General features: G+C 70.4%; 12 protein-coding genes and 1 pseudogene. 3 read left to right on the top strand and 10 right to left on the bottom strand.

Going from position 1 to position 16,610, the window contains the following annotated elements; translation table 11 throughout:
• Positions 1-30: 30 nt before the first annotated feature.
• From OG331_RS32450 to OG331_RS32435, 4 genes are all read right to left on the bottom strand, one after another.
• The gene (locus OG331_RS32450; protein WP_406202757.1) at positions 31-1,224 is read right to left on the bottom strand and encodes an RNA-guided endonuclease InsQ/TnpB family protein; all 1,194 of its coding nucleotides are present in this window, start codon (positions 1,222-1,224) and stop codon (positions 31-33) included.
• A 355-nt stretch (positions 1,225-1,579) separates the two neighbouring features.
• Positions 1,580-2,809: a serine hydrolase domain-containing protein gene (locus OG331_RS32445; RefSeq protein ID WP_406202755.1), complete on the bottom strand. Its 1,230-nt coding sequence runs from the start codon at positions 2,807-2,809 to the stop codon at positions 1,580-1,582.
• A gap of 137 nt (positions 2,810-2,946) precedes the next feature.
• A complete protein-coding gene (locus OG331_RS32440) occupies positions 2,947-4,737 on the bottom strand; it encodes a TIGR03767 family metallophosphoesterase (RefSeq protein WP_406202753.1) in 1,791 nt (596 codons plus the stop codon).
• Positions 4,738-4,969: 232 nt separating this feature from the next.
• Positions 4,970-5,428 carry an NUDIX hydrolase gene (locus OG331_RS32435; protein WP_406202751.1) on the bottom strand — a complete coding sequence of 153 codons (459 nt, stop codon included), beginning with the start codon at positions 5,426-5,428 and terminating at the stop codon, positions 4,970-4,972.
• Between the two features lie 225 nt (positions 5,429-5,653).
• Here OG331_RS32435 and OG331_RS32430 point away from each other — a divergent pair.
• Positions 5,654-8,936, top strand: a pseudogene (locus OG331_RS32430) (S8 family serine peptidase).
• A 70-nt stretch (positions 8,937-9,006) separates the two neighbouring features.
• Here OG331_RS32430 and OG331_RS32425 read toward each other — a convergent pair.
• Together OG331_RS32425 and OG331_RS32420 are read right to left on the bottom strand one after the other, a co-directional pair.
• Positions 9,007-9,783, bottom strand: a complete 777-nt coding sequence (locus tag OG331_RS32425) for a hypothetical protein (RefSeq protein WP_406202749.1) — start codon at positions 9,781-9,783, stop codon at positions 9,007-9,009.
• 1 nt (position 9,784) lies between these two features.
• The gene (locus OG331_RS32420; RefSeq protein WP_406202747.1) at positions 9,785-10,333 is read right to left on the bottom strand and encodes an RNA polymerase sigma factor; all 549 of its coding nucleotides are present in this window, start codon (positions 10,331-10,333) and stop codon (positions 9,785-9,787) included.
• Positions 10,334-10,674: 341 nt separating this feature from the next.
• Here OG331_RS32420 and OG331_RS32415 point away from each other — a divergent pair, with 341 nt between their 5' ends.
• Positions 10,675-11,691, top strand: coding sequence for an aspartate-semialdehyde dehydrogenase (locus OG331_RS32415; RefSeq protein ID WP_328881610.1), 1,017 nt, complete (start codon positions 10,675-10,677; stop codon positions 11,689-11,691).
• Between the two features lie 75 nt (positions 11,692-11,766).
• Here OG331_RS32415 and OG331_RS32410 read toward each other — a convergent pair whose 3' ends face one another.
• From OG331_RS32410 to OG331_RS32400, 3 genes are all read right to left on the bottom strand, one after another.
• Entirely contained in the window at positions 11,767-12,114 is a 348-nt protein-coding gene (locus OG331_RS32410; protein WP_406202745.1) for a type II toxin-antitoxin system PemK/MazF family toxin, read from the bottom strand.
• Positions 12,101-12,331 (bottom strand): ribbon-helix-helix domain-containing protein, encoded by a 231-nt coding sequence (locus OG331_RS32405; protein ID WP_328881608.1) that lies wholly within the window; start codon positions 12,329-12,331, stop codon positions 12,101-12,103. The genes OG331_RS32410 and OG331_RS32405 overlap by 14 nt, the downstream gene beginning before the upstream one ends.
• A 69-nt stretch (positions 12,332-12,400) precedes the next feature.
• Positions 12,401-12,910, bottom strand: a complete 510-nt coding sequence (locus OG331_RS32400; RefSeq protein WP_406202743.1) for a DUF1203 domain-containing protein — start codon at positions 12,908-12,910, stop codon at positions 12,401-12,403.
• A gap of 112 nt (positions 12,911-13,022) precedes the next feature.
• Between OG331_RS32400 and pepN the strand changes: the two genes are divergently transcribed.
• Positions 13,023-15,596, top strand: a complete 2,574-nt coding sequence (gene pepN, locus OG331_RS32395) for an aminopeptidase N (protein WP_406202741.1) — start codon at positions 13,023-13,025, stop codon at positions 15,594-15,596.
• Positions 15,597-15,702: 106 nt separating this feature from the next.
• Here pepN and OG331_RS32390 read toward each other — a convergent pair whose 3' ends face one another.
• Positions 15,703-16,605, bottom strand: a complete 903-nt coding sequence (locus OG331_RS32390; protein WP_406202739.1) for a LysR family transcriptional regulator — start codon at positions 16,603-16,605, stop codon at positions 15,703-15,705.
• Between the last annotated feature and the right edge of the window lie 5 nt (positions 16,606-16,610).

Below are 16,610 nucleotides of genomic sequence, written 5' to 3'. Positions count from 1 at the left end.
CTCCCCTCGTGGGCGAGGGAGATTCCTGGCTCAGGCCGCCTCCTGGAGCGGCGCTCCAGGAGGTCTTGCGCCCTCGGCACCAGCCGGGTACAGACCAGCCCGGACCAGCATCACGCGTGCAGAGTTCTTGTCTCTGGGAGAGACGGCTCCGCACGCGGTGCAGGTGTAGGTACGTTCCGACAGAGGAAGTGCGTGCTTGGTTCTCGCTCCGCACGATGCGCAATCCTTGGTGGTGTGCGCGGGGTGCACCAGGCGCACGTCGCGCCCGCGCTTGCGGCCCATTTCCAGCAGGGCCTGTTTGGTGGCGCTGATCGCCGCGTCGGCGGCTTTGCGGGCCATGGTGGTCTTGGCAAGGAACTTCGGGCGGAAGTCCTCCACGGCGATCGCGTCGTGGTGGGTCACGACGCGTTTGGCCCACTTGCGGGCGGTGTCCTGCCGCTGCCGGGCGATCTTCTGGCACGTCTTCGTCCGCAGCTTCTTCGCCTCGCGATAGCCCTTCGAGGCCGCTTGCCCCTTGGCCGGCTTGCGGCGGGCCATCATCCGGTCGTACCGACCCAGGTCCGCCTTCGCTCTCCTGCCGTGCCCGGCGTGCGGGAGGTCGTGAGCGTCCGACGTGGTGGTCGCAGTCACCCTCACGCCCCAGTCCACCCCGATCACGGCGCCGGTGGCGGGGATCGGCTGGACTTCGACGCGAACGACGAACGAGGCGTACCAACGACCGAGGGGGTCGCGGTAGACGCGCACGCTGGACGGATCGGCCGGGAGGCCGCAGGACCACACCACCGTCAGGACGATGCCGCCCGCGAGGTGCAGGCGGCCGTCCTTGATCCGGAAGCCGCGCCGCGTGTAGTTGAGAGTGGGGTCGGCCTCGCCCTTCTTCTTGTACCTGGGCATTCCGGCCCGTTGACGAATCGGCTTGCGGTCCTTGATGTCCTTCAGAGCCTTCGCGCGAGACTTGCCGAAGTCGCGGATGGCCTGCTGCTGCGGAACTGACGAGCCTTCGGCCAGCCACGGCGTGGTGGCGCGGGCTTCGGTCAGCATCCTGTCCAGCCGCGCGGGGCCGCACTCCTCCCCGACCTGGTGGGCCTTCTTGGATCGGGCGACGCACTCGTTCCAGGCCCACCGGCACCGGTCCCACTCGGCGAGCAGGGCCGTACCGGCGGTGGAGGACACGCGGAGCCGGTAGGTGTACCGGGAGTGCCCGGCCTCCCTGACCCACGTCAATTCCGAGACAACATCACCCCCTTCCGTCCCACCCTCACACTCCGGGTTCCACGACGAGACCGTATGTGCGAGATACGCACATACGGGCCAAAGTCGCGAGGCAGTCACCACAACCAGCGAACGCCAGAACGGACGTTCCACTACCTGCCCCAGACCGAGCGCTACTCGCGCGCCGTGCGTTCAGGCCGACGGCGCCTGGGGTTCCGTATCCACTTCGGACGAGCCTCGTGAAGTCGGTCGGTTCGACCGCCGGTTCGACGCCATGGCAGCAGCACTCCCTCCCGAGGACCAGAAATCGCCCGCGACTTCAGGAACCCCACCGTTCCGTCGGCGATGGCGGCCTTGAGCTCGCAGATCAGCCGGTATGAGGCGGTACGGACATCACGTCCGACAGAACCGAATGCTTCTTGTCCGAGCCCGCTCGGTCGCCGCCCCTCACCGGCTCCTTCCCGCAGAACTCGGCCTCGATCACCGCGGCCGTGTCCCCCGACCAGTCGCCGTTGAAGTTGAAGGCGAGGGCGTGGCGGCCGTCCCGCGTCGTGACGCCCTCGGATGTGGAGCCGTGGATGCCGCCGCCGTGGCCCCAGACGGTGACCCCGCAGGTCAGCTCGGTCTTCATCAGGCCGAGGCCGTAACTGTTGGCCTCGTCGACGGGGATCGTCGTGGTCATCTCGGCGAGCTGCTCGCGCGGCAGGAGCTTGCCGCGCAGGAGGGCCGAGTAGAAGCGGTTGAGGTCGGCCGAGTTGGAGATCATCTCGCCGGCCGCGTAGGCGAGGGACGGGTTGAGCTTCGTGACGTCGTACGTCGGGCCCGTCGCCGTCTCCGCCAGCTTGGAGTAGGCGCGGCTGCTGGGCCCGGGGACGCTCACGCGGGTGCCGGGGACGGACGTGGCCGTCAGGTGCAGGGGCTTGATGATGCGGTCGCGGACCTCGGCGCCGTACGGGCGGCCCGTGGCCTTCTCGATCACCATTCCGGCGAGCAGGAAGTTGGTGTTGGAGTAGTTCCACGACGTCCCCGGCTCGAAGTCCGGCTTGTGGGTCATGGCGAGCGCGACCAGTTCCGCGGGCTTCCTGGTGTCGTAGCGGTGCTCGAAGAAGCCGTCCTTGAGGAAGTACGTACGGCCGAATTCGTCGTCCGCCGTGTAGTTGTAGATGCCGCTGGTGTGGTTGAGGAGCTGGCGGAGGGTGATCCGGCCGCCGTCGTGGCCGTTGCCCCGCACCACGCCCGGCAGCCACTCCTCGACGGTGTCGTCCAGCGACAGCGTGCCCTCCGCCTCCAGCTGGAGCAGCACCGTGGCGACGAAGGTCTTGGTGATGCTGCCCACCCGGTAGCGGTCGTCCGCCGAACGCGGCTTGCCCGTCCTGAGGTTGCCGACGCCCGCCGTCGCCGACCAGGTGCCGCGGCCGTCCTTCGCGGTCGCCGTCACACCGGGCACGCCGGTGTCGACGGCCGCCTCCATGGCCTCACGGGTCGCGCCGTGCCCCTCTGCGGCGGGCGTGGCCGCCAGCGCGGGGACCGCGAGGGCCACGGACAGCGTCACCGCCGTCGCCGCCACGAGGGCCGTGCGGGTCGTACGTACGCTCATGTCTCTCCCCCATCTGTCCGCTCACTTCGAGCGTGGTCGGAGAAAGAGACCGGGCGGGTGGCGCCAAGGTTGAAGAGGGGGACGGCAGTTGAGCGTGTTTCGGCCGTTGTGCGGCTCAGGGCTGCTTCAGGGCCCGCTCAGGCCTTCTTCAGGACCAGTTCCGTGTTCCGGTCCCCCCGCTCACCCGCCAGCGTCGAGCGCGCGCCGGGGGCGTTGAGGGACAGCTCGCGGTAGAGGGCGGCCAGACCTGTCTGGGAGAGGTCCGTGAAGTCTGTGGCGTGCGGGGCCGAGGACTCGATGAGGGTGGTGAACAGCGAGATCGTGCCGTCCTTGTTGTCCACCACCTCGATGATCCGGGCGAGTTGGGGGAAGTCGACGTGGGAGGCGGTGGAGATCTCCCAGAAGGAACGGCCGCCGGAGGCGGAGTGCGGGGTGATGACGTTCTTGTGGATGTGGCCGTTCACCCAGGCCAGGACATTGCGGTGACCGCCCAGCAGCCGGACCAGCTCGGCGCCGCCCACGCGCCGCTCGCCCGGGCGGGCCGGGTCGCGGCGGAGGTTGCCCATCGTCTTGCTGGTGTGATGGCTGAAGATGATCGCGTACGAGTCCTTGTTCTCCCGCAGCGTCCTGTCCAGCCAGTTGAACTGGGCCGCCCCGATGGACCCTTCGTAGTGGCCGCCCGGGTCGGTGGTGTCGAGGCTGATGCCGATGACGTCGTCGGCGATGCGGAAGCTGTAGTACTGGGTGCCCGCGTCCAGGTTGGCCGTCGAGTAGCCGTGGCCGACGGGGCCGAGGCCGCGGAACGCCGGGTCCAGGTGGGCCCGCACGTAGTCCTTCGGCGTGAACGGCGCCCGCTTCTCGTCCGGCGTGACCGAGCGCATCGAGCGGGCGTGGGCCTTGAGGAAGTCCTTGAAGACGGTGCCCCGCGGGTCCTTGTCCTGCTTGAGGGAGTCCTGGAGCTTCTTGGCGTCCGCGGCCGACACGTTCATCAGCTTCTTGCCGCCGACGGCCAGGTCGGTCAGGTAGGAGTCGCTGTGCGAGGCGTACGTGCCGAGCGGCATCGCGTCGTGGTTGCCGACCGTCGAGTACCAGGGGATGTTCAGGCCGGGGCTGCGCGTCTCTCGGATCGCGGCGGCGAGGAAGCCCTCGATGTGCGGGAAGCCGACCTGCTTGTCGGCGTCGCGGACGCTGTCGTCGGCCTGCCAGTACAGCTTCAGGCCGCTGTTCTGGACGCCCTCGTACTGCCGCGGGTCACCGGTGTTGGGGGTGACGCGACCGCCGCTCATCACCGTGAGGAACCACTCCAGCTCGGACCTGCAGTTATTGTCCGTGTTGTCGCCGGTGGTCATCGCGAAGTGGAGCGGGGCGCCGGTGACGGGGCCGCCCCGCAGGGCGTTGAGCCGCTCGACCAGGGCCACCGCGCCGGGCACGGTCAGCGCCTCCTGCGGCCGCCAGGCGTGCACGTCCGTGGAGCGCAGGTACTCCAGCCGCAGCGGGTGCTGGGCGTCGATCAGGTGCAGGTCGGTGAGCTGCACGAAGGCGGCGAGTGCCGTGCGCCGCTTCGCGCGGTCCGCCTTGGGGGCGGCCAGGTCGTCACGGACGACGCGGCGCCAGCCGGGGCCGTCACCGAGCCGGCGGTAGCCGGAGGTACCGCGCGGGGTGGCGACATTGGCCAGAGTGGTGCCCCGCGTGTACGGAGCGAGCGCGACCGGCAGCTTGCGGGAGGCACCGACCGGCGCCTCGGCCGCGGCGTTGCCCGCACCGGCGCCCTGCGCGCTCGCGGGGCCCGCCGTGGTGGCGGCCTCGCTGTCGGTGGGCCGCAGGGTGTAGCCGACCCCCGCGGAGAGGGTCACCGCACCGGTGGCGGCGAGCAGAGTACGGCGGTGGACCCCCAGCGCGGAGCTGGCGACAGAGCGTATGCGCGACATGGCGCGGTCTCCCCGAGTGCGAACGCGTCGGCAGTGGTCGCGGGGCGCTCGCCGAAGCGAACATCCCGCTCACTGTGGATCGTTGGCAGCGGGAATGACCTGCGCATGAACAGGGCCGCAACGCGCAGCGCCGATCACCGTACGTGGATCTTGGGACACCCTCCGCGTTCACGGCCGCTCCTCGAACGGCCGGGACGCGGTCACTCCGTGTTCATCTTGCGGGGTACTGAAGCTATTTACCCGCGCCCTGGATGCGCCCCGCCGCCGGCCGCTCGCGCCACAGGGCCAGCCCTTTGTCGACCATGGAGACACGGGTCAGGTCCGGGACGTCGTCCAGGGGATGCCAGGCCGCCATGTCGGTGGAGCCGTTGGCCTCGTAGCGCAGGTCGCCGCCGGTGATGCGGGCCTCGTAGACGAGGCGGACGCCGTGATGGTCGACGTCGCGGCCGAAGCGGGCCGGGAAGACGCGGTGGGCGGAGTCGAGGCCGAGGAGGCCGGTCGGTTCGACGAGGTAGCCGGTCTCCTCCTCCACCTCCCGCACGACCGTGTCGTAGGGGTCCTCGCCGTGCTCCATGCCGCCGCCGGGCAGCACCCATTCGAAGCCGCCGCCGGGGGCCGGGGACCGGGCGAGGAGGAGTTGTCCGTCACGCACGCAAATGGCGTAGGCCGCCACCCTCAACTTCTTTTGCACGTAGGGACATTAGAGGCGTGAGGCCCGGATCGGCAGGTGATTTTCCGGCTTGCGGGCGACTTGCCCCTTAAGACCCTTGCATCCCAAATGAACAGGGGGTTTCCCCCATCCCTCCATTTCGATTGGGTCAACTCTTCCCAAACATCCTTCCCTTGCGTAAGGCTGTGCGGTCGTCCGGGTTCACATACCGGACGGCCCATGCTCCTTTACCTACAAGGGATGCCGATGACCCTCACCCCCCAGCGCGAACCCAAGCCGGGCGCGAGACGCGCGGCCCGCATAGCCGTGGCCGCAGGTCTCGTCGCCGCGCTCTCCGCAGCCGGGCCGATACCCATGGCCATGGCCGGGGACCCCGCGCCCGCCGCGGACCCGAGCGTCAAGTCCGCGCACGACAAGCTCGGTTCGGACGACGCCGACCTGCTCGCCGAGGCGAAGTCCGACGGCGACAAGAACGTCACGATGATGATCGCGACCGCGCCCGGCCAGACCGAGAAGGTCGCCGAGCAGCTGGACGCGGTCGGCTCTGTGGGCCGTACCTACGACAAGCTCGGCTATGTCCGCGCGACCGTCCCCACCGGCAAGGCCGACTCGGCCATCGCCGCGGCGACGAAGCTCTCCTCGGTGCACGGCATCGACCTGCGCGAGGAGATACCCCTGGACGACCCCCGCCGTCGACACGAAGAAGTCGACGGCCGCCGCCACCTCCTACTCGGCCCCGTCCAAGAGCACCCCGGCCGAGAACCCGTACAACCCGTCCTTCGAGACGGGCTCCGTCGACTTCGTGAAGAAGAACCCGAAGGCGGACGGCCGCGGCATCACCATCGGCATCCTCGACAGCGGCATCGACCTCGCCCACCCGGCGCTGCAGAAGACCACCACCGGCGAGCGCAAGATCGTCGACTGGGTCACCGCCACCGACCCGCTCGTCGACAACGACCGCACCTGGCGCCCGATGGTGACCTCCGTCTCCGGGCCCACGTTCAGCTACAGCGGCAAGACCTGGACCGCGCCGGCGGGTTCCTACCAGGTCAGCACCTTCCTGGAGTCGTACACCACCGGCGGCGACGCGGCGGGCGACGCCAACCGTGACGGCGACAAGACCGACTCGTGGGGCGTGCTCTACGACGCCGCGAACGGCACGGTCCGGGTCGACCTCAACAACAACAACGACTTCGGTGACGACACCCCGATGAAGCCGTACAAGGACGGCTTCCAGATCGGGTACTTCGGCACCGACGACCCGGCCACCGACGTCGCCGAGCGGCAGCCGTTCGTCGTGCAGATCCGCAAGGACGTGCCGATGGACCCGCTGGGCGGCGACTGGGTCGGCCAGAAGCGCGACTTCGTCAACATCGGCGTCATCGAGTCCGAGCACGGCACCCACGTCGCCGGCATCACCGCCGCGAACGGCCTGTTCGGCGGGAAGATGAACGGCCAGGCCCCCGGCGCCAAGCTCGTCGCGTCCCGTGCCTGCACCTGGACCGGCGGCTGCACCAACGTCGCGCTCACCGAGGGCATGATCGATCTCGTCGTCAACCGTGGCGTCGACATCGTCAACATGTCCATCGGCGGTCTGCCGGCGCTGAACGACGGCAACAACGCCCGCGCCGAGCTGTACACGCGCCTGATCGACACCTACGGTGTCCAGCTCGTGATCTCGGCCGGCAACTCCGGCCCCGGCGCGAACACCATCGGTGACCCGGCGCTGGCCGCCAAGGTCATCTCGGTCGGCGCGACCGTCTCCAGCCAGACCTGGGCCGCGAACTACGGCTCGGTCGTGGAGAAGAAGTACGCGATGATGCCGTTCTCCTCGCGCGGCCCGCGTGAGGACGGCGGTTTCACCCCGACGCTGTCGGCGCCGGGTGCCGCGATCAACACCATCCAGACCTGGCTGCCGGGCGCCCCGGTCGCCGAGGCGGGCTACACCCTGCCGGCCGGCTACGGCATGCTCCAGGGCACCTCGATGGCGTCCCCGCAGGCCGCGGGCGCGTCCGCGCTGCTCCTGTCGGCCGCCAAGCAGAAGGGCATCGCCCTCACCCCGGCGAAGCTGCGCACCGCGCTGACCTCGACCGCCGACCACATCAAGGGTGTCCAGGCGTACGAGGAGGGGGCCGGCCTCATCAACGTCCCGGACGCCTGGGACTCCATCCGTGACGGCGCGACCGCCCACGAGTACACGGTGAAGGCGCCGGTCGACACCGCGATCGACCAGTTCCTGAAGACGCCGGGCTTCGGCACGGGCGTCTACGACCGCGAGGGCGGCCTCAAGGCCGGGCAGAAGAAGACGTACGACGTCACGATCACCCGTACGTCCGGCGCGGACAAGGCGATCCGGCACGAGCTGCACTTCGAGAACAACGCCGGGGGCACCTTCAAGATCGTCGGCTCCGACGAGATCAGCCTCGGCCTGAACAAGCCGGTCACCGTCAAGGTCGCCGCGAAGTCCTCCTCGGCGGGCATCAAGAGCGCGATCCTGGAGGTCGACGACCCGCGCACCGAGGGCATCGACAAGCAGGTCCTCAACACGGTCGTGGTCTCGGCGCCGGTCGAGTACACCTACTCGGCGGCCGGTTCGACGCAGCGCAACAGCACCAAGTCGTACTTCGTGACCGTCCCGGAGGGCGCGAAGTCGCTGGAGGTCGCGATCGGCGGGCTGAAGGACAAGAGCCAGACCCGGTTCATCGCCATCCACCCGTACGGCACCCCGTCGGACAACACCGGCACCCCGTACTGCTACAACAACTACCTCGACGGCAACGGCTGCAAGCCGGACGTGCGTTCCTACGCCGACCCGCAGGCCGGCGTCTGGGAGATCGAGGTCGAGGCGCGCCGTACGTCGCCGCTGCTCGACAACCCGTTCAAGCTGGACGTCACCGTCCTCGGTGCGGCCTTCGACCCGGAGACCGTGACCGTCCCCGAGGCCAAGGTCGGCACCCCTGCCGCCGCCTCCTGGAAGGTGACCAACAAGTACGCCGCGATCGACGGCAAGCTGGCCGGCGGCCCGCTCGGCTCGTCGAAGGCGGCCCGTCCGACCATCGCCGAGGGCGCCACGCAGACCACCACGGTGGAGGTGCCCGAGGGCGCCACCTCGCTCGACGTCTCCATCGGCAACGTCTCCGACGCGGCCGCGGACCTCGACCTGGCCGTCTACGACGCGGCCGGCACCGAGGTCGGCAGCTCCGCCGACGGCGACTCGGAGGAGTCGGTCTCGATCGCGAAGCCGGCCGCCGGGAAGTACAGCATCGAGGTCATCGGCTACTCGGTGCCGGCGGGCTCGACGGCGTACGACTACCTGGACGTGTTCTTCTCCGCCGCGCTCGGCACCGTCACGGTGGACGAGTCGCCGGTGAAGCTCGGTACGGGTGCCACGGCCACGGTCGGCGGCAGCGTCACCGCGCTGGCGCCCGCGCCGGAGGGCCGTGAGTTCTTCGGCCAGGTCCAGCTGCTCAACGCCCGTGGCACGGTCGCGGGCCTGGGCAACGTGAAGATCGAGAAGGTCACGCCGTAGTGGCGTAGTACGGCTCCGCCGCAATGGCGGTGAGGGCGGGCGTCCGGTTTCGGGCGCCCGCCCTTCGTCGTCAGCAGGTGAGTCCCCGCGACTGTGCCAGCGAGCCGGTGATCCAGGCCCGTTCGGGGGCGATGTTCTTCTCGCCGACGGCCCAGAAGTCGGGCTGGAGGGCGCCCTGCGGGATGCCGATGAGCACCTGGTCGCCCTCGCGCAGGCCTGGGACGAGGTTCTCGTCGACCACGAAGGCCGGCTCCTGCTCGCCCTTGTCCGGCTTGTAGTAGCGGGTCATGTGCAGGGTGACGCGGACCGACCCCGTACCGGCGAGCTGTTCGACGGAGGTGGCCCTCCCCTCGGCCACCAGACGGGAACAGGCGAGGTAGCGGGGGCTGCCGAAAGCGGAGTCGGCGTCAGCGGAGGCCTCGTCCTTCGCGGCGCTGCCGGAGTCCGCTCCCGAGCTCGCGGTGTCGCCGCTCCCGGCCTGGGTCAGCAGCCAGCCCATGCCGACCAGTACGGACGCGGCGGCGGCCACGGCGAGGCTGCCGAGGGCGACGGTGAACACGCGGCGCCGGGTGCGGGAGGGCTGTCGTACGGGGGCAGGTGCCGGCGCGTGCCCGGGCGCCGGTGCCGGGGGCATCGGCTCGGCGAGCGCGTGCCCGATGATCCCCAACTGCTCGCGCAGCAGCGCCACATCGGCCGCCGCGGACCGGTGCTCCGCCATGAAGGCGGCGTCCGCGCGGGCCTCGTCGGTGAGCGGCTCGCCGGTGATCGCGGCCAGCAGGGCGTCGACGCCGCCGCGGCCGTCGTCGTAGCCGTCGCGACCGGTGCGGTCTTCGTTCTCGGCGGTCACGTCACACCACCTCGTCCTCGTGCAGGCGGGCGCGCAGAGCCCGTACCGCCGTGTGCAGCCTGCTCTTGACCGTGCCCTCCGGGATGCCGAGCTCCTCGGCGATGTCGCGGACCGGCAGGTCGCCGTAGAAGCGCAGGACCAGGACCTGGCGCTGGGTGTCGGGCAGTTCGTCCAGGCCCCGGGCGACGGCGAGGGAGAGCAGGCTGGTGTCCTCGCCGGAGGGGTGTTCGAGCTGGCGCAGGGAGGCGAGCCGCTCCCCCAGCCGCTCCTGGCGCTTCTTGGCCCGGTGCCAGTCCATGGCGAGGTTGGAGGCGACGACCGCCGCCCACGCCGACACGTCCCGCGGCGCCTCGCGGCCGCCGGCGGCCCGCTCCAGCAGCCGCAGACGGACCTGCTGCACCCCGTCCGGCAGGTCCGTCTGCGGCACTCCGCCCAGTGCGAGCACGGCCCGCACCCGGCGTTCCTGGGCCGCGTCCAGCGGATCGTCCGGTACGTCCCGGACGGCACCGCCCCCCTGGTCGCGGCGGGCCCTTCTGCGCAGCACAGCCACCCCTCCCCTCCCCGTGTGGTGACTGTGACGCCGTACTGCGCCAAAACGTTCGGCCGGATGCCCGGCAATTTCTGGGCGCGGCACGGAGTTGTACGTCACACAGCCGCGTAGCCCGGTCACCGGTGGGCAGGCGAGCTTGCGGCGCGGGGCGGCCGTTGGACGAATTTCTCCAGCTCAGCACGGGTATGAGCCGGAGAACCGGAGCCGCACCCGGGGTCCGTCGCGTCCCATTGGCCGGTCATCCGTGCCAAACAATTGGACAGGCGGGCCGAGGCTGACCGCATCATGGAAACGCCTCGGCCATGCAGCAGACACAGACAAGCCACGTAGAAGGAGTCGCCGTGAGGGTCGGAATCGTCGGAGCCACCGGTCAGGTCGGCACGGTCATGCGCAGGATCCTCAAGGAGCGCGACTTCCCGGTCACCGAGCTGCGCCTGTTCGCCTCGGCCCGCTCGGCCGGCTCGGTGCTCGACGGCGTGACCGTGGAGGACGCGTCGACGGCCGACTACACCGGCCTGGACATCGTCCTGTTCTCGGCGGGCGGCTCGACCTCGAAGGCCCTCGCCCCGAAGGTCGCCTCGCAGGGCGCCGTCGTGATCGACAACTCCTCGGCCTGGCGGCGCGACCCCGAGGTCCCGCTGGTCGTCTCCGAGGTGAACCCGCACGCGATCACCGACCGCCCCAAGGGCATCATCGCCAACCCGAACTGCACGACGATGGCCGCGATGCCGGTCCTGAAGCCGCTGCACGCCGAGGCCGGCCTCGAGGCGCTGGTCGTCGCCACGTACCAGGCGGTGTCGGGCTCGGGTCTGGCCGGCGTCGACGAGCTGTTCGAGCAGGTCAAGAAGGTCGGCGACGACGCGCCCAAGCTGACCCACGACGGCTCGGCGGCGGAGTTCCCCGAGCCGCACAAGTACGTCGCCCCGATCGCGTACAACGTCCTGCCGCTGGCCGGCTCGATCGTCGACGACGGTCTGCACGAGACCGACGAGGAGCAGAAGCTCCGTCACGAGTCCCGCAAGATCCTTGAGGCCCCGGAGCTGAAGGTCTCCGGCACGTGCGTGCGCGTCCCGGTCTTTTCCGGCCACTCCCTCCAGGTCAACGCCCGCTTCGCCCGCCCGATCAGCGTGGAGCGCGCCAAGGAGCTGCTGGCCGGCGCCCCCGGCGTCGCCCTCTCCGACGTCCCGACCCCGCTGCAGGCGGCCGGCCAGGACCCGTCGTTCGTCGGCCGTATCCGCGCCGACGAGACGGTCGAGCACGGCCTCGCCCTCTTCCTCTCCAACGACAACCTCCGCAAGGGCGCCGCGCTGAACGCGGTGCAGATCGCGGAGCTGGTGGCGGCGGAGCTGAAGGGCTGACGCCCGGTCCTACGTCGAGAGGGGCGCCCACCGGTAGACGGTGGGCGCCCCTCTCGTTGTGCTCGGACCCTGTGCTCAGAGCTCCAGATGCAGTCGGAGTGCCGCATCGATCTGGGCCATGCGCTGACGGGGTACCGACCCGATCTGCCGCAGCAGCCGCTCCCCGGCCAGGGCGCGGACCTGCTCGCACTGCACCTTGGAGTCCTTGGGGAGGCCGCCCTCACCCGCGGGAAGCAGCACCTGGAACGGGAAGACGCGGGAGGTGTTCGTGGTCAGGGGAACCAGTGTCACGACGCCTCGCCCGGTGCGCTGGACCGCCGCGTTGGCACCGTCGTTCGAGACGATCACCGCCGGACGTGCCTTGTTGGCCTCGCTGCCGCGCACCGGCTCGTAGTCGACGAGGTAGATGTCACCGCGCTTCATCGGTCAGCCCGTCCCCCGAGAACTGGTCCCAGAACCCGGCGTCCTCGCTGCCGTCCCACTCGGCGAACGCCTCCGTGTACTCCTGCTCCAGGTGAGCCCGTCGCAGCAGTTCGATGGCGTCGTGAATCACCGCGGACCGGGAGTCCGCCGATTTCTTCGCGACGTACTCGTCGACGAACGCAACATCCTCCTGAGGAAGGCTCACACTGATCTTCATACCCCGAGCATAGCAAGTGGCGGCAAATGTTACTACTGCCAGTACTACCAGCAGTACTACTCCCGATACCTACCCCTTGCGCACCTCGTAGAGGAAGCACCCGTACTCCACGGCCCGGACATGGACGAACGCCACCTCCGGGTCGGCGAAAGCCTCCGCGAACGACGCCTCGAAGTCCCCCGGCTCCACCAGCCGTCCCCCGACGATACGCCCGTCGCCCGAGTAGCGGCGGACGGTCCGGTGGGCGTTGGCGAAGGGCAGCGCGTCCCCGTCCGGACCTGCGCACTCGTCGGCGTGGATGAACACCGGCCCCTGCTCGTCGTAGGCCCCAGGATCGACCCCGTTCTCGGCCGCCCGGCGCCGCTGCGGGGCGTACGAGACGAGGGCGATGCTCCCCCACTCTCGGCTTCGCTCGAGCGGGGGGACCCCCATGCCGGGGGCGCTGCGGCGCAGGCAGCAGCGCAGGGGCGCCCCACCCTCCTCGTCGGTCACGGGAACCGTCCGGCGTCCCGCGTCGTCAGCAGAGCGAAGCTCCTTCAGGGCCGTCGGATCGATGGGGCGTGCCAGATAGGTCGTCATGTCCCCAGCGTCACGCGTGTACGCCCCGCCCACCGGCGGTAAACGGACATCGCGCTCCGTGCAGGTCCCATGGAAGGATGACCGAACCCACACATATCGAGGAGATGACCGCGTGCCTGGCACAAACCTGACTCGCGAAGAGGCGCAGCAGCGGGCGAAGCTGCTGACCGTTGACTCGTACGAGATCGATCTCGACCTCTCCGGCGCGCAGGAGGGCGGTACCTACAGGTCCGTGACCACGGTGCGCTTCGATGTCGCGGAGAACGGCGCCGACTCCTTCATCGACCTCGTGGCCCCGGCCGTCCACGAGGTGACTCTCAACGGCGACGCGCTCGACGCGGACGAGGTCTTCAAGGACTCCCGCATCGCGCTGTCCGGTCTGCTGGAGGGTCGCAACGTCCTGCGGGTCGTCGCCGACTGCGCGTACACGAACACCGGCGAGGGCCTGCACCGGTTCGTCGACCCGGTCGACCAGCAGGCGTACCTGTACACCCAGTTCGAGGTCCCGGACGCCCGCCGCGTCTTCGCGTCCTTCGAGCAGCCCGACCTGAAGGCCACCTTCCAGTTCACCGTGAAGGCCCCCGAGGGCTGGACGGTGATCTCCAACTCGCCCACCCCGGAGCCCCGGGACAACGTCTGGTCCTTCGAGCCGACGCCGCGTATCTCGACGTACATCACGGCGCTCATCGTCGGCCCGTACCACTCCGTGCACAGCGTCTACGAGAAGGACGGCCAGTCCGTCCCGCTCGGCATCTACTGCCGTCCCTCGCTCGCCGAGTACCTCGACTCGGACGCGATCTTCGAGGTGACCCGGCAGGGCTTCGACTGGTTCCAGGAGAAGTTCGACTACGCGTACCCGTTCAAGAAGTACGACCAGCTGTTCGTGCCGGAGTTCAACGCGGGCGCGATGGAGAACGCGGGCGCGGTGACCATCCGCGACCAGTACGTCTTCCGGTCCAAGGTGACGGGCGCGGCGTACGAGGGGCGCGCGGAGACGATCCTGCACGAGCTGGCCCACATGTGGTTCGGCGACCTGGTCACCATGGAGTGGTGGAACGACCTGTGGCTGAACGAGTCGTTCGCCACCTACACCTCCATGGCCTGCCAGGCGCACGCCCCCGAGTCGCGCTGGCCGCAGGCGTGGACGACGTTCGCCAACCAGATGAAGACGTGGGCGTACCGCCAGGACCAGCTGCCGTCGACGCACCCGATCATGGCGGAGATCCGCGACCTGGACGACGTGCTCGTCAACTTCGACGGCATCACCTACGCCAAGGGCGCCTCGGTCCTCAAGCAGCTCGTGGCGTACGTCGGCCAGGACGAGTTCTTCCGCGGCGTCCAGGCGTACTTCAAGCGGCACGCGTTCGGCAACACGCGCCTGTCCGACCTGCTGGGCGCCCTGGAGGAGACCTCCGGCCGCGACCTGAAGGCCTGGTCGAAGCAGTGGCTGCAGACGGCGGGCATCAACATCCTGCGTCCCGAGATCGAGACGGACGCCGACGGTGTGATCACGTCCTTCGCGATCCGCCAGGAGGCCCCGGCGCTGCCCGCCGGCGCCAAGGGCGAGCCCACGCTGCGCCCGCACCGCATCGCGGTGGGCCTGTACAACCTGGACGCCGGCTCCGGCAAGCTGGTGCGCGACGAGCGCCTCGAACTGGACGTGGACGGCGAACTCACCGCCGTACCGCAGCTGTCGGGCACCCGCCGTCCGGACGTGGTCCTCCTCAACGACGACGACCTGTCGTACGCGAAGGTCCGCCTGGACGAGGAGTCCCTCGCGTTCGTGACGGACCACCTCGGCGACTTCGACGCCTCCCTCCCCCGGGCCCTGTGCTGGGCGTCGTCCTGGGACATGACGCGTGACGCCGAGCTCGCCACCCGCGACTACCTCTCCCTGGTCCTGTCGGGCATCGGCAAGGAGTCCGACATCGGTGTCGTGCAGTCGCTGCAGCGCCAGGTGAAGCTGGCGATCGAGCTGTACGCCGCCCCGGGCACCCGCGAGGCCCTGCTGACCCGCTGGACCGACGCCACGCTGGCCCATCTGCGTGCCGCCGAGGCGGGCAGCGACCACCAGCTGGCGTGGGCACGGGCGTTCGCGGCCACGGCCCGTACGCCGGAGCAGCTCGACCTGCTGGAGGGCCTGCTCGACGGCTCCCACTCGATCGAGGGGCTGGCCGTCGACACGGAGCTGCGCTGGGCGTTCGTCCAGCGCCTGGCGGCCGTGGGCCGCTTCGACGAGGCGGAGATCGCGGGCGAGTACGAGCGGGACAAGACGGCCGCCGGCGAGCGCCACGCCGTCACGGCCCGGGCCGCCCGCCCGACCGCGGAGGCCAAGGCCGAGGCCTGGTCGTCGGTCATCGACTCCGACAAGCTGCCGAACGCCCTCCAGGAAGCGGTCATCGTCGGCTTCGTCCAGACCGACCAGCGCGAACTGCTGGCCCCCTACGCGGACACGTTCTTCGAGGTGGTCAAGGACATCTGGGACGCCCGTTCCCACGAGATCGCCCAGCAGATCGCCATCGGCCTCTACCCGACGATCCAGGTCTCCGAGGACACCCTCCGCAAGACGGACGCCTGGCTGACCTCGGCCGAGCCGAACGCGGCCCTGCGACGCCTGATCTCCGAGTCCCGGGCGGGCGTTGAGCGTGCGCTGAAGGCGCAGGCTGCGGACGCGGCGGCGGAGTAGCAGTAACCGTCGTCGTACGTACGCCCCAGGGGGCGCCCGGTGCACACCGGGCGCCCCCTGTTCGTCCCGTCGAGCGGGCCGCGCACGTCCCCGGGCGAGCCGCCCCTCAACCAAGCCCCGCGGCAACGGCCTCCAGTGCCGACAGCACCGTCCCCACAGCAGCCCCCGCCTCACTCCCCCTGCGCACGGCGGCCACCACATGCCGCACCGGCCGCTGCTCCCCCACCTCCCGCATCACGACGCCGCCCCTGGCCACCGCGGCCGTCCGCGGCACCAGCGCCACCCCCATCCCCGCCTCCACCATGGCCAGGATCGCCGTCCACCCGGCGGCGGAGTGCCCCTGCCGGGGGCTGAACCCGGCGGCCTCACACGCCCCGCGCGTGATGTCCGACCACGGCCCGCTTCCCCCGAAGATCCACTCCTCCGCGGCGAGATCGGCGAGCCGCACCTCCTCGGCCCGCGCCAGCCGGTGGCCCCGGGGCAGGGCGACGTCCAGCGGGTCCGCGAGCAGCGGCACCCTGGTGAAGCGCACGTCGCCCACCGTCGGCGCCTGCGCCGCGAGCGACAGGGCGAGGTCCACCTCCCCGCCGGCGAGCAGCTCGTACGCCTCCTGCGCCTCTGCCTCGCGCACCCGTACGGTCACCCCGGGATGCGTCCGACGCAGCGCCCGCACGGCCGGTACGACCAGCGCCGGCACGGCCGTGGAGAAGGCGCCCACCCGCACCTCCCCGACCTCACCGTGCACATACGCCGCCAACTCGGCGTCCGCCCGCTCCAGTTGCTCGAACACGGCCTCGGCGTGCCGCAGCAGCAGCCGGGCCGCGTCCGTCAGCCGCACTCGCCGGCCCTGCGCCTCCAGCAACGGCACCCCGACCTGCCTGGCCAGATTCGTCAGCTGTTGCGACACCGCCGACGGCGTCATGCGCAGCGCCTCGGCCGTCGCCGTCACGGTGCCCCGCTCCCGCAGGGTCCGCAGGATCTGCAGCTTCCGGATGTCCCACTCGACCATGGCGG

This window comes from Streptomyces sp. NBC_01017 (assembly GCF_045162795.1).
Lineage (GTDB): Bacteria > Actinomycetota > Actinomycetes > Streptomycetales > Streptomycetaceae > Streptomyces > Streptomyces machairae.
This window is presented reverse-complemented; position numbering and strand designations above follow the sequence as displayed.

What these genes read in the sequence shown, in the direction of transcription:
- OG331_RS32445 (WP_406202755.1), bottom strand. Translation starts at nt 2,809, where the DNA reads ATGAGCGTACGTACGACCCGCACGGCCCTCGTGGCGGCGACGGCGGTG.
- OG331_RS32440 (WP_406202753.1), bottom strand. Translation starts at nt 4,737, where the DNA reads ATGTCGCGCATACGCTCTGTCGCCAGCTCCGCGCTGGGGGTCCACCGC.
- OG331_RS32410 (WP_406202745.1), bottom strand. Translation starts at nt 12,114, where the DNA reads ATGAAGCGCGGTGACATCTACCTCGTCGACTACGAGCCGGTGCGCGGC.
- OG331_RS32405 (WP_328881608.1), bottom strand. Translation starts at nt 12,331, where the DNA reads ATGAAGATCAGTGTGAGCCTTCCTCAGGAGGATGTTGCGTTCGTCGAC.
- OG331_RS32400 (WP_406202743.1), bottom strand. Translation starts at nt 12,910, where the DNA reads ATGACGACCTATCTGGCACGCCCCATCGATCCGACGGCCCTGAAGGAG.
- OG331_RS32390 (WP_406202739.1), bottom strand. Translation starts at nt 16,605, where the DNA reads ATGGTCGAGTGGGACATCCGGAAGCTGCAGATCCTGCGGACCCTGCGG.